This window comes from Ensifer sp. M14, from assembly GCF_003355565.1.
Taxonomy (GTDB): Bacteria; Pseudomonadota; Alphaproteobacteria; order Rhizobiales; family Rhizobiaceae; genus Ensifer.
This window is the reverse complement of the sequence record NZ_QJNR01000004.1, coordinates 908,561-932,437: the sequence shown is the minus strand read 5'-3', so window position 1 is coordinate 932,437 and position 23,877 is coordinate 908,561. Positions and strand designations below refer to the sequence as shown.

Below are 23,877 nucleotides of genomic sequence, written 5' to 3'. Positions count from 1 at the left end.
TTCTCAGGCGCGTGCGCTTGTGCGAGAATCCGCCGCGACGTCTGCCTCCACGACGTGAGCAGCGTCGATCCTTGACAGACGGCGATAGCCGGCAAGTGCTGCGACAAGGATCAGGGCACCCGCTGCAACCGCGATGAGAAAGCCGGCCTGCACGCCGAAGCGCGCGACCACGGCGCCAGCCGTAGCCGCGCCTGCGGCAACCCCGATCCCGAGACCGGTCGTCAACCAGGTCAGTCCCTCGGTGAGTTTGGCCGGCGGCACGACGATCTCGCCCATGCTCAGGGCGACGATCATCGTCGGCGCGAAAAACACACCCGACAGGAACATCATGGCGGCAAGGCTGGTGACGCCGCCGACCAGCAACAGCGGCAAGGTGCTGGCGGCCGTCATCCCCGCCCCGATCAGGAACAGTTTGGGCAACGGTAAACCGATCCTGACGGCGCCGAAGGTCAGGCCGGCGATGCACGAGCCGAGCGCGTAGAGCGAAAGAACCACGCTTGCGGCCGCCGGCTGGCCCTCCGCCTCGGCAAAGGCGACGCTGACGACGTCGATCGTGCCGACGATCACCCCCATGCCGGCAAGCGCCAGGATCAGGACGTGCAAGGCCGGATAGCGCAGCGCCGAACCCGAAACGATGGTTTCAGGCGGTCGCACCGGCGGCTCGGTGCTCTTCTGCAGCACGAAAGCGGTAACGCCGATGGCCAAAAAGACCGCGGCAGCCAAAGGACCCGCCTCGGGAAACAACCCGACGCTGAGGCCCACCGAAATGGGCGGGCCGACGATAAAGCAGACTTCATCGAACACCGATTCCAGCGAGAAGGCGGTCTTCAGTTCGGGACGGCCGCGGTAGATCTCGCTCCACCGCGCCCTGGTCATGGCCGACATGCTGGGCGCAGAACCGGCGATGAGAGCAAATCCGAAAAGTGTCCAGTCCGGCGCGTTCCAATGGGTTGCGATCAGCAGACCCGTGGTCCCAAGGATGCTGAGCGCCGCGGCAATCGGCAGGACGCGACGCTGGCCGAAACGATCCACGAGCCGCGACACCTGCGGCGCCACCAGCGCCAAGGCAAGCGTAAAGACCGCCGCCACGCCGCCGGCAAGGCCGTAGGAGCCGTGCGATTGGGCCAGCATGGTGATGATGCCGATCGCCATCATCGACAGCGGCAGACGCGAAACCAGGCCCGCCAGCGTGAAGCCAATCGTGCCGGGAACGGCGAAAATCTGACCGTAAGGGTTTGCCATGAAGACTCCGGAGATGCACCCGGTGGGCGCCAGTATTGACATACGCAATGTACGCGAGACATATTCACATACACTTCGCATGTCAATTAACATACGAGGCGTATGCAACTTACAGGTCAACAATGACACGACGGGCGCGCAGTGACATGATCGAGGAAACGCGGGGCAAGCTGGTTCTCGCCGCGCGCGAAGCCTTTGGTCGCCTGGGCTACGCCGATACATCGATGGACGACTTGACGGCTGCGGCCGGCCTGACCCGCGGTGCTCTCTACCATCATTTCGGCGACAAGAAAGGCCTGCTGCGCGCGGTGGTTTCGGCCATGGATGCCGAGATGGATGAAAGGCTCAACGCCGCATCCGCGACACCGGACCTTTGGGGCGGATTCGTCGGGCGATGCCGGCTCTATCTCGAGACGGCACTCGAACCTGACATTCAGAGGATTGTCCTGAAGGACGCCCCGACATTTCTCGGGGCCGACTATCTGGAGACGAGCAGACGCGCGTGCCACACCTCGTTGACCGGAAGGCTTTCGATGATGATGGCAACTGGCGTGGTCCGCCAGGGGGATGCCGAGACGCTCGCGCACATGATCAACGGCGCGCTTGTGGACGCGGCGTTGTGGGTCGTCGAAGCGGACGACCCCGCCGCGCGCCTTGCCAATGCCATCACTAATCTCGACCTGTTGTTGTCGGGGCTGAAGACACCGCATCGAAATTGAAGCCGCTCAGGCGTGCGGACCCGCCGCGCCCGCCAGCATCGTCGGCACGATCACCTTGTGAAACGGCATGACCGCCGCCAGGTAAACGCGCCCGAGCGTGTTGTGGCGCCTGATCAGCGTCGTCATGCCGACGATCTGGTTGACGGCCGAGCCTGCCCGGATATCGACGACGATACGGAAATCGAGATGGGCATCGTTGAAGCCGAGAACGACCTCGTCGTCGTTTCGAGATAGGACCGGAAACGGGCCGATCAGGCCATGCTCGCCGGGCGCCGGCGCCTCGGTCTTCAGGCCAACCAGCGACACCAGCCGGTTGCGCAGCGCAAGCAAGGCACTCACCCAGGACGGCGAATTGCCAAGCGCACGCTCGGCCGCTTCGACGGCCGTCAGCCCCTTTCCGTTCAGGGCAAGCTCGAAGCGATCGGCCCAATCGGCATCGGGCAGATGCGGGCTCGGCAGATGAACGGTGGCGGGTCTCGGTTTCATGATCCCTCTTGGCGGTAGCGCGCGCAATCCGGTGACAGGGGTCGGGGATTGCGCACTTGCTGGAAGCGGCGGTTTCCGTCGCAAGCGCGTGGGATCGAGGATCGCGCCGAATGACGGCGCGGGACAGGGGGCCGCTTGTCGCAGCCCCCTGCCAAATCGTCACATATGGATCGGCTTGAAGAAGGTCGACAGCGCCGCTTCCTTGACCGCTTCCGACATGGTCGGATGAGCGTGGCAGGTGCGGCCGAGATCTTCCGACGAGCCGCCGAATTCCATCAAGACGGCAATCTCGTGGATCATCTCGCCGGCGCCGAAGCCGACGATGTGACCGCCGAGAACCCGGTCGGTTTCCTTGTCGGCGAGGATCTTGACGAAGCCGTCGGTCGCCTGCATCGCACGCGCACGGCCGTTGGCGGTGAACGGGAACTTGCCGACCTTGTAGGCAACGCCCGCAGCCTTCAGCTCTTCCTCGGTCTTGCCGACGGAAGCGACTTCCGGCTGGGTGTAGACGACGCCGGGGATGACGTCATAGTTCACATGGCCGGCCTGGCCCGCGAGGATTTCGGCAACCGCGACGCCTTCGTCTTCGGCCTTGTGTGCCAGCATCGGGCCGCGCACGACATCGCCGATGGCATAGATGCCGGTAACGCTGGTCTGGAAGTGATTGTCGATCTCGACGCGGCCGCGCGGATCCATGACGACGCCGGCCTCGGCAAGGCCGAGGCCTTCGGTGTAGGGCTTGCGGCCGGTGGCGATCAAAACGACGTCGGCGTCGAGCGTGACGGCGTCACCGCCCTTGACCGGTTCGAACGTCACCTTGGCGCCCTTGCCGTCCTTGACGACGCCCGTCACCTTGGCACCGAGCTTGAACTCCATGCCCTGCTTGGCGAGCATGCGCTGGAACTGCTTGGAGACTTCGCCGTCCATGCCGCCGAGGATCGCATCGAGATATTCGACCACGGTTACCTTGGCGCCGAGACGGGCCCAGACCGAGCCGAGCTCGAGGCCGATAACGCCGCCGCCGACGACGATCATGTTGCCCGGCACCTTTTCAAGCGCGATGCCGCCGGTCGACGAGATGATCACCTTCTCGTCGATGTCGACCGACACGCCCGGAATGCCGGCAACGTCGGAGCCGGTGGCGATGACGATGTTCTTGGTTTCGAGGATCTGTTCCTCGCCCTTGTCGTTCGTCACCGAGACCTTACCCTGGCCGAGCACCTTGCCGGTGCCCTGGATGCCATCGATCTTGTTCTTCTTGAACAGGAAGGAAACGCCCTCGACGTTCGACTTCACGGTCGCATCCTTGTGCGCCATCATCTTTTCGAGGTTGAGCTTCGGCGCGCCGACTTCAACGCCGAGCGTATCCAGGCCGTGGCCGGCCTGGTGGAACATTTCCGAGGCGTGCAGCAGCGCCTTCGACGGGATGCAGCCGATGTTGAGGCAGGTGCCGCCATAGGTGGCGCGCTTTTCGACGACGCCGACCTTCAAGCCAAGCTGTGCCGCCTTGATAGCGCAGACGTAGCCGCCCGGGCCGCTGCCGATAACGATAAGATCATAAGCCATTGAATTATCCTTCCTTCAGGACGGTTACCGTCCGCCGCTGACATTGAGAATGGCTCCCGTCACGTAAGTCGCCTTATCGGACAGGAGGTAAAGAACCGCATCCGCCACTTCCCCGGCGGTGCCGGGGCGCTGGACGGGGATGGTTGACGCGAGATCGCGTGCCCGGTCCGGCAGGCCGCCGGACGCGTGGATTTCGGTGTCGATGATCCCTGGGCGCACCGCATTGACGCGCACGCCTTCGGTCGCGACTTCGCGCGCAAGACCGATCGTGAATGTGTCGATCGCGCCCTTGGAGGCGGCATAGTCGACATATTGCGCCGGCGAGCCGAGTTCGGCGGCAACCGACGAGATATTGACGATGACGCCGCCCTTGCCGCCATGGCGCGTCGACATGCGGCGCACCGCTTCTCCGGCGCACAGGATCGAGCCGGTGACGTTGATGCGGAACATCCGCTCAAGCCGTTCGACCGACATTTCGTCGACACGCTGGGTCGGGCCGACGATGCCGGCATTGTTGACCAGTCCGTCGAGCCGGCCGAAGGCCTCGTCGACTGCAGCGAACATCGCCTTGATGTCAGCATCGGATCCGACATCGCCCCTGACCGCGATCGCCGAACCGCCACCGGCCCGGATTGCGGCCACGACCGCGTCGGCCGCCTCGGTGTTCGAGGCGTAGTTGACGACGACGGACCAGCCGGCTTTGGCCGCGCCAAGGCAGACGGCTGCCCCGATGCCACGGCTGCCGCCGGTGACGAGAACGACGGGTGCTCCACTCATGCGGCGCACCCCTTGAGCGTGAAGGCGTCCCAGCTGTCGACCTCCGCCTTGCCCTTGCCCCAGGCGCTAGACGCGCGAAGGGCGGGGCCGAAATCGGGCAGCAGGATCTGGTGTGCAGCCGGTGCGGTTTCGGCTGGGATCGCGTCGATCGCGCCGACCTTGTCGACGGAATAGACCGGCCCCTGCCAGACGGTGCATTTGCGAAGCTCTTCGCCGGTGACGTCACCGGTTGGGCATTCGTGCATGACGATGCCGGTCGCGCGCTCCGGTTCGCCCGACGGCATGACGACGCCATCGAGCAGCAGGCCCGGTTTCAGCACCGCGATCTTGAAATGATTGCTCGTGACCGCACTTTCCGATCCCACCGGCTCGAACCGCAGCTCATAGGCGCCGTCGCGGTCACCGTAGATGGCGCGCGCCTGGCTGCACTCCGCGCCAACCGCCGGCGTGGCAGCCACGACGCCAAGTGCAGCAACAATCAGGGACCGGGCAATGATCATGATCAAACCGCTTTCTCGGTCGCGAGCTTCAGGCCAAGCGCGATGAACACCAGGCCGCTGGCGCGGTCGATCCACTTGCTGGCGCGGGTGAAGGCGGCGCGCATGCGCGGCGTGGTCATGAACAGGCTGACGCCGACGAACCACAGGATGAGGCACGTGGCCATCACCAGACCGTAGCCGAACTTGATCATGATCGGCGTGTGGGCGTGAACCACCGTCGAGAAGATCGACAGGAAGAAGAACACCGGCTTCGGATTGAGCGCATTGGCGGCAAAGCCGAGGCCAAACGCCTTGACCGCGGACTGGCTTTTTGCCGGCTCGCCTGATGGTGCCGCGTCTACCGAAATCTCCGTCTGGCCGGCCCGCAGCGCCTTGATGCCGATATAGATCAGGTAAGCGACACCGCACCATTTGACGATGTTGAACAGGTAGATCGACTGCGAAATGATCAGCCCGAGACCGAGGATCGTATAGGTGACGTGAAACATCAGCGAGGTGCCGATGCCGAACGACGTGATGATCGCCGGACGGCGGCCATGGACGATCGACTGGCGCATGACCATCGCCAGATCGGCGCCGGGCGAAACGATGGCGAAGGAGAAGATCGCCATCAGCGACGCGAGTTCGAGAAGATATTGGCTCATGAGTTTGTAACCGGTGCGTTGAAGGCCCAGACGTGGCCGAAGGGATCCCTGATGCGCGCATAACGCGCCTGCCAGAACGTATCCTGCGGCTCCAGCACTGTCGATGCCCCGGCCGCCGTCGCCCGCTCAAAGGCCGCGTCGACATCGCCCGCTTCGGCCAAGTTGATGCTGATCGCGACGCCGGTGCCGCCAATTGTCAGCGGCGACAGCACGCTGCCACCGAATTCGGGAAACTCGTCATGCAGCATCACCTCGCCGCCAAACAGCGCGAGATTGGCGTGCATCACCCGTTTGCCGTCTTCCGCCATCTGATGAAACGTGTTCACCGCGCCGAACGCCTTCTCGTAGAAGGCGATGGCGGCCCGCCCGTCCCGAACGCAGATATGAGCCTGGATAGGCGGTACGTCGGACCCGAATGCCATGTCATGCGCCTCCATCCAGAGCATTTCCAGGAAAAGTGCGAAGCGGTTTTCCGTCAGGAAATGCGTGAAAACAAACTAGGCGAGAATGCCTGCCAGCATCAGGAGCAACCCGGCTGCAGACACCGTCCACACGGCCGAGCGGATGAGCCCGAGACCGCCAATGTAAATCGGCAGATAGGCGAGCCTTGCCCAGAACCAGAGCATCACGCCCCATTGGGTCAGCGCATCGCTTCGGCCCGAAAACTCGATCACCGCGACAAGTGCAATGAAGACCGGGTAGGTCTCATGAAAGTTGCGCAGCGCCCGTGTCGCCCGGCCCGTAAAGACGTTCGGCTCGGACGCCACATCGCGATTGGTGTCGGCTTCGATAATGCCGTTCTGCAGCCGATAGGCGCCTGCCTGCGCCATCACATAGGCGATGGCGAGAACCGCGCTCCAGAGCAGGTAGGTCAGTTCCAGCGACATCGTACAATCCGAAATGAACGGGCCGGAGAAGGAAGCGGGGGCGGCGATCGCGCCCCCGCCAATGCCTTGGAGATCGAGCCCTTAGAGGTCGAGAACCAGACGTTCCGGATCCTCAAGGCTGTCCTTGACGCGCACGAGGAAGGTAACCGCTTCCTTGCCGTCGACCATGCGGTGGTCGTAGGACAGCGCCAGGTACATCATCGGACGGATGACGATCTGACCGCCGACGACAACAGGACGGTCCTGGATCTTGTGCATGCCGAGAATGCCCGACTGCGGCGCATTCAGGATCGGCGAGGACATCAGCGAACCGTAGACACCACCGTTGGAGATGGTGAAGGTGCCGCCCTGCATGTCGGCCATGGAGAGCTGACCATCGCGGGCAAGCTTGCCCAAACGTCCGATGTCCTTCTCGATCTCGGCGATCGACATCTGGTCGGCATCGCGAACGACCGGAACGACAAGACCCTTGTCGGTGCCGACGGCAACGCCGATGTGGCAGAAGTTCTTGTAGATGACGTCGGTGCCGTCGATCTCGGCGTTGACGGCCGGGATTTCCTTCAGCGCATGGGTAACGGCCTTGGTGAAGAAGCCCATGAAGCCGAGCTTCACGCCGTGCTTCTTCTCGAAGATGTCCTTGTAGCGGTTGCGCAGGCTCATGACCGCGCTCATGTCCACCTCGTTATAGGTGGTGAGCATGGCGGCGGTGTTCTGCGCGTCCTTGAGGCGGCGGGCGATCGTCTGGCGCAGGCGGGTCATCTTGACGCGCTCTTCACGAACGACGTCCTCGGTGGTCGACGGCGCGCGGGCCTGGACCTTGACCGGCTCGGACGCGGCCGGGGCCGAAATGCCCTTGGCAACAGCGGCAAGCACGTCACCCTTCAGCACCTGGCCACGCTTGCCAGAACCGTCGACCTGGTCGGCCGAGAGGTTGTTTTCGGCGAGCAGCTTGCCGGCGGACGGCGCCGGCGGCATCGAGGATGCGGCCGGTGTTGCAACGGCAGCAGCCGGAGCGGCAGCAGCCGGCTCGGCCTTCTTCTCAGCAGCGGCAGCCGGGGCGGCGGCAGCAGCGCCAGCGCCGGCAGCGATCTGGCCGAGCAGCGCGCCGAGACCGACGGTCTCGCCGGCCTGGGCAACGATTTCGGAGAGAACACCGGCGGACGGTGCCGGAACTTCGATCGTCACCTTGTCGGTTTCAAGTTCCAAGAGCGGCTCGTCTGCCTTGATGGCATCGCCGACCTTCTTGAACCAGGTGCCGACGGTCGCTTCACTGACGGATTCGCCAAGGGTGGGAACGCGGATTTCTGTTGCCATGATTTTTGTTCCGTTGATCAGATATCTGTTTCTATCGATTGGCTCGTCGCCAGGGGGGCATCAGCCCCCCAGCGCGTCCTCGAGGAAGGCGGCCAGCTGCGCCATGTGCTTCGACATCAGGCCCGTCGCAGGCGATGCGGCAGCCGGACGGCCGGTGTAGCGCACGCGCTGATACTTGGCGTCGATATGGGCGAGCACCCATTCCAGGTACGGGTCGATGAACGACCAGGCGCCCATGTTCTTCGGCTCTTCCTGGCACCAGACCATCTCCGCGTTGCGGAAGCGGCTGAGCTCATTGATCAGCGCCTTGGCCGGGAACGGATAGAGCTGTTCGACGCGCAGCAGGTAGACGTCGTCGATGCCGCGCTTCTCGCGCTCTTCGAGCAGATCGTAGTAGACCTTGCCGGAGCAGAGCACGACGCGACGGATCTTGGAATCCTTCTGCAGCTTGATCGGACCGTCCTTGATGACTTCAGCGTCATCCCACAGCAGGCGGTGGAACGAGCTCTCGCCGGCCATTTCCGACAGGCTCGAGACCGCACGCTTGTGGCGCAGCAGCGACTTCGGCGTCATCAGGATCAGCGGCTTGCGGAAGTCGCGCTTCACCTGGCGGCGCAGGATGTGGAAGTAGTTCGCCGGCGTCGTGACGTTGGCGACCTGCATGTTGTCTTCCGCGCAAAGCTGCAGGAAGCGTTCGAGGCGGGCGGACGAGTGCTCCGGACCCTGGCCCTCATAGCCGTGCGGCAGCAGGCAGACGAGGCCCGACATGCGCAGCCACTTGCGTTCGCCCGACGAGACGAACTGGTCGAACACGACCTGTGCGCCGTTGGCGAAGTCGCCGAACTGGGCTTCCCAAAGGGTCAGCGCGTTCGGACGGGCCAGCGAATAGCCGTATTCGAAACCGAGCACGGCCTCTTCCGAAAGCATCGAGTTGATGACTTCGTAGCGGGCCTGGGTCGGCGCGAGGTTGGCCAGCGGAATGTAGCGGTCTTCGGTCTGCTGATCGTAGAGAACCGAGTGGCGCTGCGAGAACGTGCCGCGTTCGCAGTCCTGGCCCGACAGGCGGATCTTGGTGCCTTCGACGCAGAGCGTGCCGAACGCCAGCGCTTCAGCCATCGCCCAGTCGATCCCCTCGCCGGTCGAAACCATGTTGGCGCGGTTTTCCATGAAGCGCTGGATCGTGCGGTGTGCGTTGAAGCCCGCCGGGATCTCGGCGATCTTGCGGCCGATTTCCTTGAGCTGCTTCATCGGCACCGAGGTCTTGCCGCGACGCTGTTCGTCCTGGTTGTCGGCAGAGCGCAGGCCCGACCAGACGCCATCCAGCCAGTCGGCCTTGTTGGGCTTGTAGGACTGGCCAGCCTCGAACTCCTGCTCGAGATGGGCGCGCCAGTCGGCCTTCATCTTTTCGACTTCGCCTTCGCTCATCAAGCCCTCAGCGACCAGACGGTCGGAGTAGAGCTGAACGACGGTCTTGTGGGCGCGGATGACCTTGTACATCTTCGGCTGCGTGAACGCAGGCTCGTCGCCTTCGTTATGGCCGAAGCGACGGTAGCAGAACATGTCGATGACGACAGGCTTGTGGAACTTCATCCGGAATTCGGTGGCAATCTTCGCCGCGTAGACGACCGCTTCCGGATCGTCGCCGTTGACGTGGAAGATCGGCGCCTCGATCATCTTGGCCACATCCGACGGATAGGGCGACGAGCGCGAGAAGGCCGGATTCGTCGTGAAGCCGATCTGGTTGTTGATGATGAAGTGCACCGTACCGGCAACGCGGTGACCGCGCAGGCCGGACAGGCCGAGGATTTCGGCAATGACGCCCTGGCCGGCAAAGGCCGCATCGCCATGCAGCAGGAGCGGCATGACCTTCGAGCGTTCGCGCAGCGGAATGATGTCGCCTTCGAAGACGGTCGCCATCTGGTCCTGCTTGGCGCGGGCCTTGCCCATAACCACAGGGTTGACGATTTCCAGGTGCGACGGGTTGGCCGTCAGCGACAGGTGAACCTTGTTGCCGTCGAATTCGCGGTCGGAGGAAGCGCCGAGATGGTACTTCACGTCGCCGGAGCCTTCGACGTCGTCAGGTGCGTAGGAGCCGCCCTTGAATTCGTGGAAGATGGCGCGATGCGGCTTTGCCATCACCTGGGACAGCACGTTCAGTCGGCCGCGGTGGGCCATGCCGAGAACGATTTCCTTCAGGCCTTCCTGGCCGCCGCGCTTGATGATCTGCTCGAGTGCCGGGATCAGCGATTCGCCGCCGTCGAGGCCGAAGCGCTTGGTGCCCTTGTACTTGACGTCGATGAACTGTTCGAAGCCTTCCGACTCAATCAGCTTCTGCAGGATGGCCTTCTTGCCCTCGGGCGTGAAGTCGACGCCCTTGTCCGGGCCTTCGATGCGTTCCTGAATCCAGCCCTTCTCTTCCGGGTTGGACATGTGCATGAATTCGACGCCGATCGTCGAGCAATAGGTGCGCTCGAGGATTTCGACCATCTCGCGAATGGTCGCGTATTCGAGGCCGAGTACGTTGTCGATGAAGATCTTGCGGTCGAGATCCTTGTCCTCAAAGCCGTAGTTCGAGGGCGAAAGCTCGTTGTAGTCATCGACCGGGGCAGCAAGGCCGAGCGGATCGAGCTTGGCATGCAGGTGGCCACGGGCACGATAGGCGCGGATCATCATGATCGCGCGAACGGAATCGCGCGTTGCCTGATGGATATCTGCAGCACTCGCGGCGGTGCCGGTGGCGGCTGCGGCTTCTTCCGCCTTCGCCTTCACCTTCTTCTCGATGACCTTCTCGACCGTACCCCAGTCGCCATCGAGCGCGGAGACGAGTTCGCCGTTGGCGACGATCGGCCAGTTGGGCTTCTTCCAGGAGGCGCCCTTGGCTGCCTTCACCACGTCTTCCGGCTTGTCGGCCAGGGCCTTGAAGAAGGCCTGCCATTCAGCCGAGACGGACGACGGATCCGTTTCGTAGCGTGCATAGAGCTGCTCGATATAGGCGGCGTTCGCGCCGTCCAGAAACGATGTGAGCTGGAATTGCTCGTTGGCCTCTTGCCTTGCCATGGGTTCTCGCGGACGTTTTGGTCCGCCTCCTGACTTAAGTTGGGATGCCGGGTTTTCCCGGTCGTTCATCATTATCGGATGCTTCTAATGCACCCGGCATGCGTCATAACTGCGGTCGTCGGGGCCGGCTCATGTCGCCAGCCCCGACGGCGCCATTTCAAGGTCAGCCCTTGAGGACTTCGACCAGCGTCTTGCCGAGACGGGCCGGCGACGGCGATACGCGGATGCCTGCCTGCTCCATCGCAGCGATCTTGGATTCCGCATCGCCCTTGCCGCCGGAAACGACGGCGCCGGCGTGACCCATGGTGCGGCCCTTCGGCGCGGTACGGCCCGCGATGAAGCCGGCCATCGGCTTCTTGCGACCCTTCTTGGCCTCGTCGATGAGGAACTGCGCCGCATCCTCTTCGGCCGAGCCGCCGATTTCGCCGATCATGATGATCGAGGTCGTGGCATCGTCGGCGAGGAACATCTCGAGCACGTCGATGAACTCGGTGCCCTTGACCGGGTCGCCACCGATGCCGACGGCCGTCGTCTGGCCGAGGCCTTCGTTGGACGTCTGGAACACGGCTTCATAGGTGAGCGTGCCGGAGCGCGAGACGATGCCGACCGAACCCTTGCGGAAGATCGAGCCCGGCATGATGCCGATCTTGCATTCTTCCGGCGTCAGGATACCGGGGCAGTTCGGGCCGAGCAGGCGCGACTTGGAGCGGTCGAGACGCGCCTTGACGCGCACCATGTCGGCAACCGGAATGCCTTCGGTGATGCAGGTGATGAACGGTACTTCCGCATCGATCGCTTCGATGATCGCGTCCGCGGCGCCTGCCGGCGGAACGTAGATCACGGATGCGTCCGCACCGGTCTTTTCACGGCCTTCGGCAACCGACGCGAAGATCGGCAGGGTTTCGCCCTTGGAGCCGGTCCAGGTTTCGCCACCCTTCTTCGGGTGAATGCCGCCGACCATCTGCGTGCCATAATAGGCAAGCGCCTGTTCGGTGTGGAAGGTGCCGGTCTTGCCGGTCAGGCCCTGAACGAGGACCTTGGTGTTCTTGTTAACGAGAATCGACATTAGGTCTGGTCCTTCAGTTAGCCGTTGATCGCGGCAACGATCTTCTTGGCAGCGTCGTCCAGATCGTCGGCGGCGGTGATCGCCAGGCCGGATTCGTTCAGGATCTTCTTGCCAAGCTCGACATTCGTGCCTTCGAGACGCACGACCAGCGGAACCTTGAGGCCGACTTCCTGCACGGCCGCAACGACGCCTTCAGCGATGACATCGCACTTCATGATGCCGCCGAAGATGTTGACGAGGATACCCTCGACCTTCGGGTCGGCCGTGATGATCTTGAAGGCTGCCGCAACCTTCTCCTTGCCGGCGCCGCCGCCGACGTCGCAGAAGTTCGCCGGCTCCTTGCCGTAGAGCTTGATGATGTCCATCGTCGCCATGGCAAGGCCTGCGCCGTTGACCATGCAGCCGATGTTACCGTCGAGCGCCACGTAGGCGAGGTCCCACTTGGAGGCCTCGATTTCCTTGGCGTCTTCTTCGGTTTCGTCGCGCAGCGCCTTGATGTCGTCATGGCGGAACAGGGCGTTGCCGTCGAACGAGACCTTGGCATCGAGAACGCGCACGCGGCCGTTCTTCATGACGATCAGCGGGTTGATCTCGAGCAGGCTCATGTCCTTCTCGACAAAGGCCTTGTAGAGGATCGGGAAGAGCTTTTCGGCGTCGGCCTTGGCTTCGCCTTCGAGCTTGAGGGCCGAGGTGAGCTTGGCGAGATCTGCGGCGGTGACGCCAGCTTCCGGGTTGATCGCGACGTTGACGATCTTTTCCGGCGTGTCGTGCGCAACAGCCTCGATGTCCATGCCGCCTTCCGTCGAAACGACGAAGGCAACCTGGCCGACCGAACGGTCAACGAGCAGCGAAAGATAGAGTTCGCGTTCGATGTCGGCGCCGTCCTCGATGTAGAGGCGGTTCACCTGCTTGCCGGCAGGGCCGGTCTGCGCGGTGACGAGCGTATTGCCGAGCATGTCCTTGGCGTGAGCCTTGGCTTCATCGATCGAGAAGGCAAGACGAACGCCGCCCTTGGCGTCGGCGGAGAGTTCCTTGAACTTGCCCTTGCCGCGACCGCCGGCATGGATCTGGCTCTTGACGACGTAGAGCGGGCCCGGGAGCGCCTTGGCGGCAGCTTCTGCTTCATCGGCGGAGAAGATCGCGACACCTTCCGCGACCGGCGCGCCGTAGCTCTTCAGGAGAGCCTTGGCCTGATATTCATGAATGTTCATGGTGTTTTTCCTGTCTGGAGCATTCTGCAGGCAGGAAAAACACCTGCCTGCAAAAATGCGGCAAAAACAAAAGGTCGAGCGGATGCAGGCATCCGCTCAACGGGACGCGATTACTGCTTCAGGCTCGGCGCAATGCCGATGCAGGCTTCGCAAAGGCCAGCGACAGAAGCGACCGACTTGTCGAAAGCTTCCTTCTCGGCCTTGTTGAGGTCGATCTCGATGATGCGCTCGACGCCACCGGCACCGATGACGGTGGGAACGCCGACATACATGTCCTTGACGCCGTACTGGCCGGTCAGGTGCGCGGCGCAGGGCAGAACGCGCTTCTTGTCCTTGAGGTAGGCTTCGGCCATCTCGATCGCGGAAGCGGCCGGTGCGTAGTAGGCAGAACCGGTCTTGAGCAGGCCGACGATTTCGGCGCCGCCGTCACGGGTACGCTGGATGATTTCTTCGAGGCGCTCCTTGGTGACCCAACCCATCTGCACGAGATCGGTCAGCGGAATGCCGGCAACGGTCGAATAGCGGGCGAGCGGCACCATGGTGTCGCCATGGCCGCCGAGAACGAAGGCGGTGACGTCCTGGACCGAAACGTTGAATTCCTGGGCGAGGAACAGGCGGAAGCGCGCGCTGTCGAGAACGCCGGCCATGCCGACGACCTTGTTCTTCGGCAGGCCGGAGAACTTCTGCAGTGCCCAGACCATGGCGTCGAGCGGGTTGGTGATGCAGATCACGAAGGCGTTCGGGGCGTACTTCTTGATGCCCGCGCCAACCTGTTCCATGACCTTGAGGTTGATGCCGATCAGATCGTCGCGGCTCATGCCCGGCTTGCGGGCGACACCGGCGGTGACGATGCAGACATCGGCGCCTTCAATGGCGGAATAGTCGCTGGCACCCGTCAGGTTCACGTCGAAGCCTTCGACCGGCGAGGACTGAGCGATGTCGAGACCCTTGCCCTGCGGGATGCCGTCGGCAATGTCGAAGAGGACGATGTCGCCCAGTTCCTTCAGGCCGGCGAGATGCGCCAGCGTGCCACCAATCATCCCTGAACCGATAAGTGCGATCTTGTTGCGCGCCATGAAAGTGCTTCCTTTGTGATCCCAAACTGATCGAGGCCTGAAACGCCGCAAACGCCAAACCTTCGCCGGAAGCCATTAAACGGCAATCGTTAAAATATCAATCGATACTTTTGGATGGAACAATTTCAATCGGTTAGATCATAAAATTCTTACGTAAACGTAAGAATTTCCGTCATTCGCGCGTCACGAAACCGCAATATTTTCAGGATGTTCTACCGCATATTCCGCGCTCTGCATCTCGATCAGCCGCGATACGGTGCGATCGAACTCGAAACCTTCCGTCCCCTTCTTCAGCGTCAAAAGGTTCTGCGGTTCGGCAGCGGCCGAGGCAAAGAGGCGGGCGCCATTGTCGTAGAGCGTGTCGACCAGCAGGATGAAGCGCTTGGTTTCGTTGCGCATATGTGGCCCGAGATGCGGCACGTGATCGACGAAGAGGGTGGAATAGCGCTCGAGGATCGCCAGATAGTCGGCAGCCCCCAGCGGCTGCTGGCAAAGGTCGGTGAAGCTGAAACGGGCAGCCTTTCCGGCCGCTGCCGGCACGGGGATCTTGCGGCCCTTGCGCGGCACCTCGGCGGGCGCAATCACAGTGCCTGCGGTTTCCCGAGCCCAGGCCTTGTCCATAGACGCGTCCGCGTCGGGACCGAGCGGTGAGATCCACACCGGATTGCCATCCGTCTTCATCAGGCGGTAGTCGGTATCGGTGTCGAGCGAGATGATCTCGGTATTGGCCTTAAGGAGATCGATGAACGGCAGGAAGAGCCCGCGGTTGAGACCGTCGCGATAGAGATTGTCCGGCGCGACGTTCGAGGTCGCCACCAGCACGCAACCCTTGGCGAAGAGTTCGCTGAACAGCCGGGCGAGGATCATCGCATCGGCGATATCCGTCACCGTGAACTCGTCGAAGCAGAGAAGCCGCGCTTCGCCGAAGAGCTCGGAGGCAACCGGCGGGATCGGATCGGCCTGTTTGGTCTCGCCGTTCTTCAGCTTCTGGCGGTGCTTGTAGATCCGCTCGTGCACATCGGCCATGAACTCGTGGAAATGCGCCCGGCGCTTACGCTGGATAGGCACCGCCTCGAAGAACATGTCCATCAGCATGGTCTTGCCGCGGCCGACGCCACCATGGATGTAGAGGCCCTTGACCGGCGGATGATCCTTCTTGCGCGAGGCAAAGAGCCAGCCAAGTGCATTGGTCTTGCGCGACGGCCTGCTTGCCAGAAGTTCGGCCGAGAGGTGATCGAACCGTCGCGCGATCGCGAACTGGGCGGGATCGCGTTTTCGCTCGCCGCTCAGAACGAGTGTTTCGAGCTTGCGGTGGATGCTGTCGTCAGGATTGAGCACGTCTCACCCGAGCTGGACCGGAAAACGGGAAGCCCGGCGGTGAGCCGGGCTGGATCAGGCCATTAACGGCTGAGGCTGACCGGCTGACCGCCATTGGTCGAACCGTCGAAACGCGCATCGGCCGTCTTGTAGAGGCGGGCGATGGCGTTGCCGGTGCGATCCTTGAGGACGACCTGCTTGCCTGCCACTTCCCAGGAGCCCATGGCCGTCAGCTCGCCGGCGCAGCCACGCGTGCCGCCGCGCGAACCGCTGCCGAGGTTGGTCAGCGTCAGGAACATGTCGCAGGAACTGCCGGCGCTCGAAACACGCCAGTTGCCGACCATCGATTCCTTGGTCACGTCGAGGCCGCCACCGGCAGCAGCAACTTGCGTGCCGGCCGCCTGCGCGCCACCGGCGATCGCCGTTCCGGCCGTCGGTGCAGCCGGGAATTGTGACGTGTTGCCGGTCGGATCTGGAAGCTGGTTCGACGAGACCGAAGGCACGGGCTGGGCCTGGAGGGGAGCAGGTGAAGAATCCTGGGAGCTGAAGCCACCCATGGATGTCCGCTGGCATCCGGTCAGCGCAAGCACAACCGCCAGCCCCGCCGCCGCATGAATAACCCGCATATCTTTACTCCCGATGTGTTCCGCGAACCATGATGCAACGCGATAATATAGGCCGAAATACAGCAAATCCACCTGTCAAATCAAGGGACGACGATTCAATGACACCTGTTGCAGGATTGAAACGTCTACGAGAACGGACAATCACGACTTCAGACCAGTACCATCTTGCTTCAGGCGATCGAAACGACTGTCTTTCACCGGCACAATCAACGATTGCCGGACGGGCGAGCAGAGCCATTGCAGACACATCGTTCGCCCGCCGGACAGAAAATGCAAACGGCGGACACAAGGTCCGCCGCGATATGCAAGAGCGTTTGAAGCGCCTCGGATCAGACCCGACGCTCGACCAGCATCTTCTTGATCTCGCCGATTGCCTTGGCCGGGTTGAGCCCCTTCGGACAGGCCTGGGCGCAGTTCATGATCGTGTGGCAGCGATAGAGGCGGAAGGGATCCTCGAGATTGTCGAGACGTTCGCCGGTCGCTTCGTCACGGCTGTCGATCAGCCAGCGATAGGCCTGCAGCAGAACCGCCGGACCGAGATAACGGTCGCCGTTCCACCAATAGCTCGGACAGGAGGTCGAGCAGCAGGCGCACAGGATGCACTCGTAAAGACCGTCGAGCTTGAGGCGATCCTCGTGGCTCTGCTTCCATTCCTTGGCCGGTGTCGGCGTCACCGTCTTCAGCCAGGGCTCGATCGAGCGGTGCTGGGCATAGAAGTGGGTGAGATCGGGCACCAGGTCCTTGACCACGGGCATATGCGGCAGCGGATAGACCTTCACCGTGCCGTTGACCTCATCCATGCCCTTGGTGCAGGCAAGCGTGTTGGTGCCGTCGATGTTCATGGCGCAGGAGCCGCAGATGCCTTCGCGGCAGGAGCGGCGCAGCGTCAGCGTCGGGTCGATCTTGTTCTTGATGTAAAGCAGACCGTCGAGCACCATCGGGCCGCAATCGTCGATATCGATGTAGAAGGTATCGATACGCGGATTGGCGCCGTCATCCGGGTTCCAGCGATAGATGCGGTATTCGCGAACATTGGTCGCGCCTTCCGGCTTCGGCCAGACCTTGCCTTCGGTCATCTGCGAGTTCTTGGGGAGAGCGAGTTCAACCATGTGCCTAAATCCTCAAGATCAGTAGACGCGTGCCTTGGGCTCGATCTTTTTCGGATCGATGCCTTCGGCGATCAGGTCGGTATGGACAGGGCGGTAGTCGAGCTTGACGTCGCCGGCGTCGTTGACCCAGGCGAGCGTGTGCTTGCGCCAGTTGACGTCGTCACGGCCGCCGAGCGCACCGCCGGTATAGTCTTCGCGAGCGTGCGACCCACGGCTCTCCTTGCGCGCTTCAGCGCCGTAGATCGTGGTGATGGCGTTTGCCATCAGGTTCTGCAGTTCCAGCGTCTCGACGAGATCGGAGTTCCAGATCATCGACCGGTCCGTGACCTTGACGTCGGGCAGTTCCTTCCAGATCGCCGAAATGCGCTTGCAGCCCGATTCCAGCGATTCCTGCGTGCGGAACACGGCGGCGTCTTCCTGCATGGCACGCTGCATCTTTTCGCGCAGCACCGCCGTCGGCGTCGAGCCGTTGGCAAAACGCTGGGCGTCGAAGCGGGCCATGATCTTGTCGCATGCGGCAACGTTGATGGCCGGGATCGCCTCGTTGCGGTCGATGACCTGGCCGGCGCGGATGGCGGCGGCGCGACCAAAGACCACGAGGTCGATCAGCGAGTTGGAGCCGAGACGGTTGGCACCGTGCACCGAGGCGCAGCCGGCTTCGCCCACGGCCATCAGGCCGGGCGCGATGCGCTCCGGGTTCTGGCTGTCGGCGTTCAGGACTTCGCCCCAGTAGTTGGTCGGCACGCCGCCCATGTTGTAGTGCACGGTCGGCAGAACCGGGATCGGCTCGCGGGTCACGTCGACGCCGGCGAAGATCTTCGCCGATTCCGAAATGCCGGGCAGACGTTCGTGCAGCACGGCCGGATCGAGATGGTCGAGATGCAGGAAGATGTGATCCTTGTTGCGACCGACGCCGCGGCCTTCACGGATTTCCATCGTCATACAGCGCGAAACCACGTCGCGCGACGCAAGGTCCTTGGCCGACGGCGCATAGCGCTCCATGAAGCGCTCGCCTTCAGAGTTGACGAGATAGCCGCCTTCGCCGCGCGCGCCTTCAGTGATCAGGCAGCCGGCGCCGTAGATGCCGGTCGGGTGGAACTGGACGAATTCCATGTCCTGCAGCGGCAGGCCGGCACGCGCGATCATGCCGCCGCCGTCGCCGGTGCAGGTATGAGCCGAAGTTGCCGAGAAATAGGCGCGGCCGTAGCCGCCGGTCGCCAGCACCACCATCTTGGCGGAGAAGCGATGGATCGTGCCGTCGTCGAGGTTCCAGGCGACGACGCCGGTGCAGCGGCCGTCATCCGACATGATCAGGTCGAGCGCGAAATACTCGATGAAGAATTCGGCATTGTTCCTGAGCGCCTGGCCGTAAAGCGTGTGCAGGATGGCGTGACCGGTGCGGTCGGCGGCAGCGCAGGTGCGCTGTACCGGCGGGCCTTCGCCGTAGTTCTGCATGTGGCCACCGAACGGCCGCTGGTAGATCTTGCCTTCCTCGTTGCGCGAGAACGGCACGCCGTAATGCTCGAGCTCATAGACCGCCTTCGGCGCTTCCATGGCGAGGTACTGCATGGCGTCGACGTCGCCGAGCCAGTCGGAGCCCTTGACGGTGTCGTAGAGGTGCCACTGCCAACTGTCCGGCGTCATGTTCTGCAGCGAGGCGGCGATACCGCCCTGGGCGGCAACCGTGTGCGAGCGCGTCGGGAAGACCTTGGTGATGCAGGCTGTCTTCAGGCCCTGCTCGGCCATGCCGAGCGTGGCGCGCAGGCCGGCGCCGCCGGCGCCGACGACGACGACGTCGAAGGCGTGATCGACATACTGATAGGCCTTGCCGTTTGCAGCGGGTGAACTGTTCGATGCCATGACGAAATTACCCTGCAAAAGCGATCTTCAGGATGGCGAAAAGACAGAGCCCGCCAACCGCGATCGTGAAAAATGTGTTGAGCATGAGAAGGGCGATCTTCGCGCCTTCGCTGTGCACGTAGTCCTCGATGATCACCTGCATGCCGAGCTTCATGTGGATCAGGCCCGAAAGCAGGACCAGCCCCATGACGACGGCGACAAAGGGGTTCGACAGAGCCGAGACGACTTCCGCATAGGGAGCGCCGGCGTAGCGAACGAGGAAGATGACGAAGAAGATCAACAGCGGAACGTTGGCGACCGCCGTGACGCGCTGGCGCCAGAAGTGATCGGTGCCTTCCTTGGCGGAGCCGTAGCCGCGGACCTTGCTGAGAGGTGTGCGCATGTTCATGGTGTTGTCCCCTCAGTACCGCACGAGATAGCCGACCACCCAGATCAGCACGGTCAGTGCCACCGAGCCGACGATCGTGGCCTTGGCCAACTTGGTGGCGAAGTGCTTTTCGTAGCCGTAGCCGAGGTCCCACATGAAGTGGCGCAGACCGCCGAGCATATGGTGCACCAGCGCCCAGGTGTAGCCGAAGAGCACCAACTTGCCGAGCAGCGTGCCGAACAGCCAGCTGACCCAGTCATAGTAGGCTTCGCCGGACGCGGCAGCGATCAACCACCAGGCAACGAGAATGGTGCCGAAGTAGAGCGCGCCGCCGGTAATGCGGTGCACAATGGACATGACCATCGTCGGGATAGGCTTATAGATTTGAAGATGCGGCGACAGCGGCCGGCTTCTTGTGACATCCGTCATCGGAACCTCACGGAAATGCCCGGATTTCCGCCCAAAAAGTGGACGATTTTAGTCCGGTATCGCACCTGATTGTGCGCAATTCAGTCCTTCGGACCTTTAATCACCATATTGCTTAACGACAAGTGTGTTTGCAGTGCAAAATGAATTTAATCGATTAGACGAAAAGCGGCATTTTAAGGTCCGACCGAGACACCGCACCCAATTAACGATACGCGCGAAAACCACAACCAAATCCGTGACTTTCAAGCGAACTTGCCCCAGAGTGCCCTTAACGATTTGTTAAGCGTTTTGCGGAGGGCGGACAGAATGAATCTGTTTCGAGCAATCCATGCGACCAAAGTTTTAGCACTTGCGGGTCTGCTTGTCGCGACTGCCTGCATGCCGGTCAACGCAGGAGATTGGGGTGGCTCGCTTGAAGTGCAGTCTCGCGGGCGGCACATCCGGCTCGATTCGCATCGCTCCTTTAGCCGCTACGACTTCGACCGCATGGGCTATCGCGCAATGCGCGGCGGCAATTCGATACCGCGCAACGATTGGACTGCGCAGAACGGACCGCCGGAAGTGAATAGCCGCGTGCGGCACATCCGCCTTCCCAAATATCGTCCGTATCCCGGGCACTATGGAGAGCGGCTGCGCTATCGCGACGGCTGGGCGCGCGAGCGCACGATCTGGACTTCCGGCAACCGCTATAATCAGCGCCCGGATAGCTACGGCGGCGACGGCTTTCCCGATACGATCGGCAGCATCGGCACCTATGCCGGCGGCATTTCGGCCTATCGCGATCCGGGCAACGGCATCTATTTCAGCCAGGAAGGCAACTATCGCTATTATGACGACGGGCAGTTCGCACCGCCACCAAAGGTAAACCGCGCAAAGATCATCGTCGTGTCACCGAGAACGCTCAATCGCGCCTGTGCCTTCGAACACGGCGTCTGCGTCATCCGGCGTTAGCGCTCGACCGTACGCCCTGGGAGCGCCCGTCGGACTGGTAGCCACGACACCTTCATGATGCCGATGATCGCGCCGTCGTCGCAGACGCAAGCGACCGCTCAACGAAGCGAGTCCGAAGTGTCTATCAGTCCTTGACGGTTTCAGCCTTAGGTCGATCGAAGCGCCAGACCGTCGTGCGCTTGACCTCGCTGTCCTCGAGCGCCCTTGTCACCGGCACCTCGTAGGTCGCCAGCGCCGTCATCCGGTCGCGAGGGCAATAGGACCGCCCGGGATCGCCGACGATAACGATCGAACCGCCAGAGACGAGTGCCGTGAACCAGGGCAGCAGGCGCTCGGCAAAGGATTTGTCGTAGAAGACGTCGCCGGCAAGATAGATATCGGCTGCGAGATCCCGGCCGGTGATATCGTCAGCGGTATAGGCAATCTCGACACTGTTCAGTTCGGCATTGAGCCGCACCGCCGTCTCGGCCCACGGATCGATATCGGCAGCAAGCACCGAAGCGGCACCGGCCTTCATCGCAGCGATCGCGACCAGACCGGAGCCCGAAGCGAAATCGACGACGCGCCGGCCGGCCACGACCTCCGGATGATCGAGGATATAGCGCGCGAGCCCCTGCCCGCCCGCCCAGGCAAAGGCCCAGAACGGCGGCGGCAGACCGATCTCCTCCAGCTCCTCCTCCGTTTTCAGCCACAGTTCGTGCGCTTCCGTCGCCAGATGCAGCCGGACCTCCGGCACATGCGGCGGCGACAGAACGCCGGTGTTGGTGCGGATGAAACTTTCGGGATCGGTCTTCAAGAAATGCTCCGGGGGTGGTCCGAATTGGGGAGAGAGATTTTCGACCGGATCACGCGGAAAACAAGGCTAGCGCGGCGGACTGTCGAACCCGGCCATGCGGCACACTTCGATCCACTCGTCCTCGGTGACCGGCTGGACCGAAAGCCGCATGCTGGTGACCAGTGCCATGTTGGAGAGCTTGGGGTTATCCTTGATCTCCTTCAGCGTCACCGGGCGTAGCACGTCGCGAACGGCGCGGATGTCGACGCAGTCCCAGCGGGCATCGCCCTCGGCGGTCGAATCCGGGTGCGACAACGCGCAGACCTCGGTGATCCCGACGATTTCGAGACCCTCGTTCGAGTGATAGAAGAAGCCCTTGTCGCCGACCTGCATCGCCCGCATGTTGTTGCGCGCGAGGTAGTTGCGAACGCCGGTCCATTCGGTGCCCTTCTCGCCCGCATCCTTCTGCATCTGCCAGGACCACTTGAAGGGTTCGGATTTGTAAAGCCAGAACGCCATTCGTGTCTCAAGCCTCCGGGTTGTTGAAGACCCAGTTGAAGGCCTTGATTTCGACATTGGAGAACAGGCCGGCCTTGGCATAGGGATCGGCTTCGGCGATGGCGCGCGCATCGTCGATCGTCTCGGTCTTGACGATCACCAGGCTGCCGGTCGGCTTGCCGTCGTCGCCGAGGAAGGGACCGGCCATCTTCAGAATGCCCTTGGCATTGAGGTCGTTGAGATAGGCGACGTGATCAGGCCGCGTGTCGAGCCGAAGCTGCAGCGCGCCTGGTTTGTCGGTGCATTGAAGTGCGAAAAGCATGCTTCCTCCTTAAGTTTTCGATTGGCGCGGGATGCGGGCGGAAAACCGCTTAGCACTTTTCCTCATCCCGACGCCCGGCTCATTCCTGGGTGATCGGACGGGACATCAATTGCTCAAGCGCGGTGCGCACATCGAGCCTGCCGTCGATGATCGCAGCAACCGCCTCGGTGATCGGCATCTCGACGCCGAGATCGCGTGCGACCCGGGCGGCAACCGAGGCGGCAAAGGCGCCCTCGACAAGTTCGCCCTGGCGCCCACTGGCGCGGCCATCCTTGCCGAGCGCAATGCCGAAGCGCAGATTGCGCGACTGGTGGCTGGTTGCCGTCAAAACGAGATCGCCGAGACCCGAGAGCCCGCGAACCGTATCGGCATCGCCGCCTTCGGCGACGACGAAGCGGGACATTTCCGCAAGACCGCGCGAGATCAGCGCCGCCCGGGCGCTATCGCCCAGCCCCGCGCCCTCGACGATGCCGCAGGCAATGGCCAGCACGTTCTTCAACGCGCCGCCGAGCTGCACGCCAACGCGATCTTCCGATGGGTAGAGACGGAAAGTCGGGCCGGACAATGCCTCGGCAAGCAGCGTCGCCGTGGCATTGTCATGAGCGGCAACCACCATCGCCGTCGGCAGGCCCTTGGCAATGTCGGCTGCAAAGCCGGGGCCGGAGAGCACGCCGATGCCGTGCCCCGGCAATTCCTCCAGAAGCACGTCAGTCAGGAGGCGGCCGGTCGCCTGCTCCATGCCCTTGGCACAGGTGACGATCGTCGCCGCGGCATTGATCGCCGGACCGTATTGACGGGCGGCTTCGCGGTGCGCCTGCGACGGCATGACGAACAAGACGATCTCGGCATCGCCAAGCACCGCGACATCGGCGCTGTGCTTGAGGCCTGCAGGCAGGTCGATGCCCGGAAGCGCCTGTTCGTTGCGGCCGGTTCGGCGGCACTCCTCCGCGGTCTCTTCCCGCCGGGCGAGAAGGGTCACGTCGCTGCCGTCGGCGGACGCGGCGACGGCAGCAAGCGCCGTGCCGAAGGCACCCGCGCCGACCACCACGATCTTGGGATTGGTATTCATCGTCTGTCC

General features: G+C 62.8%; 25 protein-coding genes. 2 read left to right on the top strand and 23 right to left on the bottom strand.

The annotated features are described in order from the left end of the window. Positions 1 to 3: 3 nt before the first annotated feature. A complete protein-coding gene (locus tag BLJAPNOD_RS04540) occupies positions 4 to 1,242 on the bottom strand; it encodes an MFS transporter (RefSeq protein ID WP_115419046.1) in 1,239 nt (412 codons plus the stop codon). Positions 1,243 to 1,388: 146 nt separating this feature from the next. On the opposite strand from BLJAPNOD_RS04540, the gene BLJAPNOD_RS04535 reads away from it, so the two are divergent. Beyond that, positions 1,389 to 1,961, top strand: coding sequence for a TetR/AcrR family transcriptional regulator (locus BLJAPNOD_RS04535; RefSeq protein ID WP_199565894.1), 573 nt, complete (start codon positions 1,389 to 1,391; stop codon positions 1,959 to 1,961). Positions 1,962 to 1,967: 6 nt separating this feature from the next. On the opposite strand, the gene BLJAPNOD_RS04530 is transcribed toward BLJAPNOD_RS04535, so the two are convergent. From BLJAPNOD_RS04530 to sdhC, 18 genes are all read right to left on the bottom strand, one after another. Beyond that, positions 1,968 to 2,447: a DUF2867 domain-containing protein gene (locus BLJAPNOD_RS04530; protein WP_115419044.1), complete on the bottom strand. Its 480-nt coding sequence runs from the start codon at positions 2,445 to 2,447 to the stop codon at positions 1,968 to 1,970. 159 nt (positions 2,448 to 2,606) lie between these two features. After that, positions 2,607 to 4,013 (bottom strand): dihydrolipoyl dehydrogenase, encoded by a 1,407-nt coding sequence (lpdA, locus tag BLJAPNOD_RS04525; RefSeq protein ID WP_115419043.1) that lies wholly within the window; start codon positions 4,011 to 4,013, stop codon positions 2,607 to 2,609. 24 nt (positions 4,014 to 4,037) lie between these two features. After that, entirely contained in the window at positions 4,038 to 4,790 is a 753-nt protein-coding gene (locus BLJAPNOD_RS04520) for an SDR family oxidoreductase (protein WP_115421128.1), read from the bottom strand. Beyond that, entirely contained in the window at positions 4,787 to 5,290 is a 504-nt protein-coding gene (locus tag BLJAPNOD_RS04515; RefSeq protein ID WP_115421129.1) for a hypothetical protein, read from the bottom strand. Before BLJAPNOD_RS04515 ends, BLJAPNOD_RS04520 begins: the two co-directional genes overlap by 4 nt. Positions 5,291 to 5,292: 2 nt before the next feature. After that, entirely contained in the window at positions 5,293 to 5,934 is a 642-nt protein-coding gene (locus BLJAPNOD_RS04510; protein ID WP_077500763.1) for a LysE family translocator, read from the bottom strand. After that, positions 5,931 to 6,356: a VOC family protein gene (locus BLJAPNOD_RS04505; RefSeq protein ID WP_115421127.1), complete on the bottom strand. Its 426-nt coding sequence runs from the start codon at positions 6,354 to 6,356 to the stop codon at positions 5,931 to 5,933. Before BLJAPNOD_RS04505 ends, BLJAPNOD_RS04510 begins: the two co-directional genes overlap by 4 nt. Before the next feature lie 75 nt (positions 6,357 to 6,431). Continuing rightward, positions 6,432 to 6,821: an MAPEG family protein gene (locus tag BLJAPNOD_RS04500; protein WP_077500764.1), complete on the bottom strand. Its 390-nt coding sequence runs from the start codon at positions 6,819 to 6,821 to the stop codon at positions 6,432 to 6,434. Positions 6,822 to 6,902: 81 nt separating this feature from the next. Further along, positions 6,903 to 8,135, bottom strand: a complete 1,233-nt coding sequence (gene odhB / locus BLJAPNOD_RS04495) for a 2-oxoglutarate dehydrogenase complex dihydrolipoyllysine-residue succinyltransferase (RefSeq protein ID WP_077500765.1) — start codon at positions 8,133 to 8,135, stop codon at positions 6,903 to 6,905. 60 nt (positions 8,136 to 8,195) lie between these two features. Continuing rightward, complete coding sequence (locus BLJAPNOD_RS04490; RefSeq protein WP_115419042.1) at positions 8,196 to 11,192, bottom strand: 2-oxoglutarate dehydrogenase E1 component; 2,997 nt, start codon at positions 11,190 to 11,192, stop codon at positions 8,196 to 8,198. A 163-nt stretch (positions 11,193 to 11,355) separates the two neighbouring features. After that, complete coding sequence (gene sucD, locus BLJAPNOD_RS04485; protein ID WP_115419041.1) at positions 11,356 to 12,258, bottom strand: succinate--CoA ligase subunit alpha; 903 nt, start codon at positions 12,256 to 12,258, stop codon at positions 11,356 to 11,358. A gap of 17 nt (positions 12,259 to 12,275) precedes the next feature. Further along, a complete protein-coding gene (sucC, locus tag BLJAPNOD_RS04480; protein ID WP_077500768.1) occupies positions 12,276 to 13,469 on the bottom strand; it encodes an ADP-forming succinate--CoA ligase subunit beta in 1,194 nt (397 codons plus the stop codon). 110 nt (positions 13,470 to 13,579) lie between these two features. Further along, a complete protein-coding gene (gene mdh / locus BLJAPNOD_RS04475) occupies positions 13,580 to 14,545 on the bottom strand; it encodes a malate dehydrogenase (RefSeq protein WP_077500769.1) in 966 nt (321 codons plus the stop codon). A 183-nt stretch (positions 14,546 to 14,728) separates the two neighbouring features. Continuing rightward, on the bottom strand, positions 14,729 to 15,883 hold the full coding sequence (zapE, locus tag BLJAPNOD_RS04470) for a cell division protein ZapE (protein WP_115419040.1): 1,155 nt from the start codon (positions 15,881 to 15,883) through the stop codon (positions 14,729 to 14,731). A 62-nt stretch (positions 15,884 to 15,945) separates the two neighbouring features. Further along, entirely contained in the window at positions 15,946 to 16,488 is a 543-nt protein-coding gene (locus BLJAPNOD_RS04465) for a protease inhibitor Inh/omp19 family protein (protein ID WP_115419039.1), read from the bottom strand. A 329-nt stretch (positions 16,489 to 16,817) separates the two neighbouring features. Beyond that, positions 16,818 to 17,597: a succinate dehydrogenase iron-sulfur subunit gene (locus tag BLJAPNOD_RS04455; RefSeq protein WP_025425089.1), complete on the bottom strand. Its 780-nt coding sequence runs from the start codon at positions 17,595 to 17,597 to the stop codon at positions 16,818 to 16,820. Positions 17,598 to 17,615: 18 nt separating this feature from the next. Next, positions 17,616 to 19,457: a succinate dehydrogenase flavoprotein subunit gene (gene sdhA, locus BLJAPNOD_RS04450; RefSeq protein WP_115419038.1), complete on the bottom strand. Its 1,842-nt coding sequence runs from the start codon at positions 19,455 to 19,457 to the stop codon at positions 17,616 to 17,618. Between the two features lie 7 nt (positions 19,458 to 19,464). Further along, positions 19,465 to 19,845: a succinate dehydrogenase, hydrophobic membrane anchor protein gene (gene sdhD / locus BLJAPNOD_RS04445; protein ID WP_115419037.1), complete on the bottom strand. Its 381-nt coding sequence runs from the start codon at positions 19,843 to 19,845 to the stop codon at positions 19,465 to 19,467. A gap of 12 nt (positions 19,846 to 19,857) precedes the next feature. Next, complete coding sequence (gene sdhC / locus BLJAPNOD_RS04440; protein ID WP_025425092.1) at positions 19,858 to 20,253, bottom strand: succinate dehydrogenase, cytochrome b556 subunit; 396 nt, start codon at positions 20,251 to 20,253, stop codon at positions 19,858 to 19,860. A 306-nt stretch (positions 20,254 to 20,559) separates the two neighbouring features. On the opposite strand from sdhC, the gene BLJAPNOD_RS04435 reads away from it, so the two are divergent. After that, entirely contained in the window at positions 20,560 to 21,204 is a 645-nt protein-coding gene (locus BLJAPNOD_RS04435) for a hypothetical protein (protein ID WP_115419036.1), read from the top strand. Positions 21,205 to 21,328: 124 nt separating this feature from the next. Here the strand turns inward: BLJAPNOD_RS04435 and BLJAPNOD_RS04430 are convergent, their stop codons facing one another. The 4 genes from BLJAPNOD_RS04430 to BLJAPNOD_RS04415 all read right to left on the bottom strand — a co-directional run bounded on the left by BLJAPNOD_RS04430 (position 21,329) and on the right by BLJAPNOD_RS04415 (position 23,868). After that, positions 21,329 to 22,000 (bottom strand): methyltransferase, encoded by a 672-nt coding sequence (locus BLJAPNOD_RS04430; protein ID WP_115419035.1) that lies wholly within the window; start codon positions 21,998 to 22,000, stop codon positions 21,329 to 21,331. A gap of 66 nt (positions 22,001 to 22,066) precedes the next feature. Further along, positions 22,067 to 22,498 (bottom strand): EVE domain-containing protein, encoded by a 432-nt coding sequence (locus BLJAPNOD_RS04425; protein WP_115419034.1) that lies wholly within the window; start codon positions 22,496 to 22,498, stop codon positions 22,067 to 22,069. 7 nt (positions 22,499 to 22,505) lie between these two features. After that, the gene (locus BLJAPNOD_RS04420; RefSeq protein WP_115419033.1) at positions 22,506 to 22,799 is read right to left on the bottom strand and encodes a YciI-like protein; all 294 of its coding nucleotides are present in this window, start codon (positions 22,797 to 22,799) and stop codon (positions 22,506 to 22,508) included. 79 nt (positions 22,800 to 22,878) lie between these two features. Beyond that, positions 22,879 to 23,868, bottom strand: a complete 990-nt coding sequence (locus tag BLJAPNOD_RS04415) for an NAD(P)H-dependent glycerol-3-phosphate dehydrogenase (protein ID WP_115419032.1) — start codon at positions 23,866 to 23,868, stop codon at positions 22,879 to 22,881. Between the last annotated feature and the right edge of the window lie 9 nt (positions 23,869 to 23,877).

Coding starts and splice junctions, on each gene's coding strand:
- BLJAPNOD_RS04540 (WP_115419046.1), bottom strand. CDS start 1,242: ATGGCAAACCCTTACGGTCAGATTTTCGCCGTTCCCGGCACGATTGGC.
- BLJAPNOD_RS04535 (WP_199565894.1), top strand. CDS start 1,389: ATGATCGAGGAAACGCGGGGCAAGCTGGTTCTCGCCGCGCGCGAAGCC.
- BLJAPNOD_RS04530 (WP_115419044.1), bottom strand. CDS start 2,447: ATGAAACCGAGACCCGCCACCGTTCATCTGCCGAGCCCGCATCTGCCC.
- lpdA (WP_115419043.1), bottom strand. CDS start 4,013: ATGGCTTATGATCTTATCGTTATCGGCAGCGGCCCGGGCGGCTACGTC.
- BLJAPNOD_RS04520 (WP_115421128.1), bottom strand. CDS start 4,790: ATGAGTGGAGCACCCGTCGTTCTCGTCACCGGCGGCAGCCGTGGCATC.
- BLJAPNOD_RS04515 (WP_115421129.1), bottom strand. CDS start 5,290: ATGATCATTGCCCGGTCCCTGATTGTTGCTGCACTTGGCGTCGTGGCT.
- BLJAPNOD_RS04510 (WP_077500763.1), bottom strand. CDS start 5,934: ATGAGCCAATATCTTCTCGAACTCGCGTCGCTGATGGCGATCTTCTCC.
- BLJAPNOD_RS04505 (WP_115421127.1), bottom strand. CDS start 6,356: ATGGCATTCGGGTCCGACGTACCGCCTATCCAGGCTCATATCTGCGTT.
- BLJAPNOD_RS04500 (WP_077500764.1), bottom strand. CDS start 6,821: ATGTCGCTGGAACTGACCTACCTGCTCTGGAGCGCGGTTCTCGCCATC.
- odhB (WP_077500765.1), bottom strand. CDS start 8,135: ATGGCAACAGAAATCCGCGTTCCCACCCTTGGCGAATCCGTCAGTGAA.
- BLJAPNOD_RS04490 (WP_115419042.1), bottom strand. CDS start 11,192: ATGGCAAGGCAAGAGGCCAACGAGCAATTCCAGCTCACATCGTTTCTG.
- sucD (WP_115419041.1), bottom strand. CDS start 12,258: ATGTCGATTCTCGTTAACAAGAACACCAAGGTCCTCGTTCAGGGCCTG.
- sucC (WP_077500768.1), bottom strand. CDS start 13,469: ATGAACATTCATGAATATCAGGCCAAGGCTCTCCTGAAGAGCTACGGC.
- mdh (WP_077500769.1), bottom strand. CDS start 14,545: ATGGCGCGCAACAAGATCGCACTTATCGGTTCAGGGATGATTGGTGGC.
- BLJAPNOD_RS04465 (WP_115419039.1), bottom strand. CDS start 16,488: ATGCGGGTTATTCATGCGGCGGCGGGGCTGGCGGTTGTGCTTGCGCTG.
- BLJAPNOD_RS04455 (WP_025425089.1), bottom strand. CDS start 17,597: ATGGTTGAACTCGCTCTCCCCAAGAACTCGCAGATGACCGAAGGCAAG.
- sdhA (WP_115419038.1), bottom strand. CDS start 19,457: ATGGCATCGAACAGTTCACCCGCTGCAAACGGCAAGGCCTATCAGTAT.
- sdhD (WP_115419037.1), bottom strand. CDS start 19,845: ATGAACATGCGCACACCTCTCAGCAAGGTCCGCGGCTACGGCTCCGCC.
- sdhC (WP_025425092.1), bottom strand. CDS start 20,253: ATGACGGATGTCACAAGAAGCCGGCCGCTGTCGCCGCATCTTCAAATC.
- BLJAPNOD_RS04435 (WP_115419036.1), top strand. CDS start 20,560: ATGAATCTGTTTCGAGCAATCCATGCGACCAAAGTTTTAGCACTTGCG.
- BLJAPNOD_RS04425 (WP_115419034.1), bottom strand. CDS start 22,498: ATGGCGTTCTGGCTTTACAAATCCGAACCCTTCAAGTGGTCCTGGCAG.
- BLJAPNOD_RS04420 (WP_115419033.1), bottom strand. CDS start 22,799: ATGCTTTTCGCACTTCAATGCACCGACAAACCAGGCGCGCTGCAGCTT.
- BLJAPNOD_RS04415 (WP_115419032.1), bottom strand. CDS start 23,868: ATGAATACCAATCCCAAGATCGTGGTGGTCGGCGCGGGTGCCTTCGGC.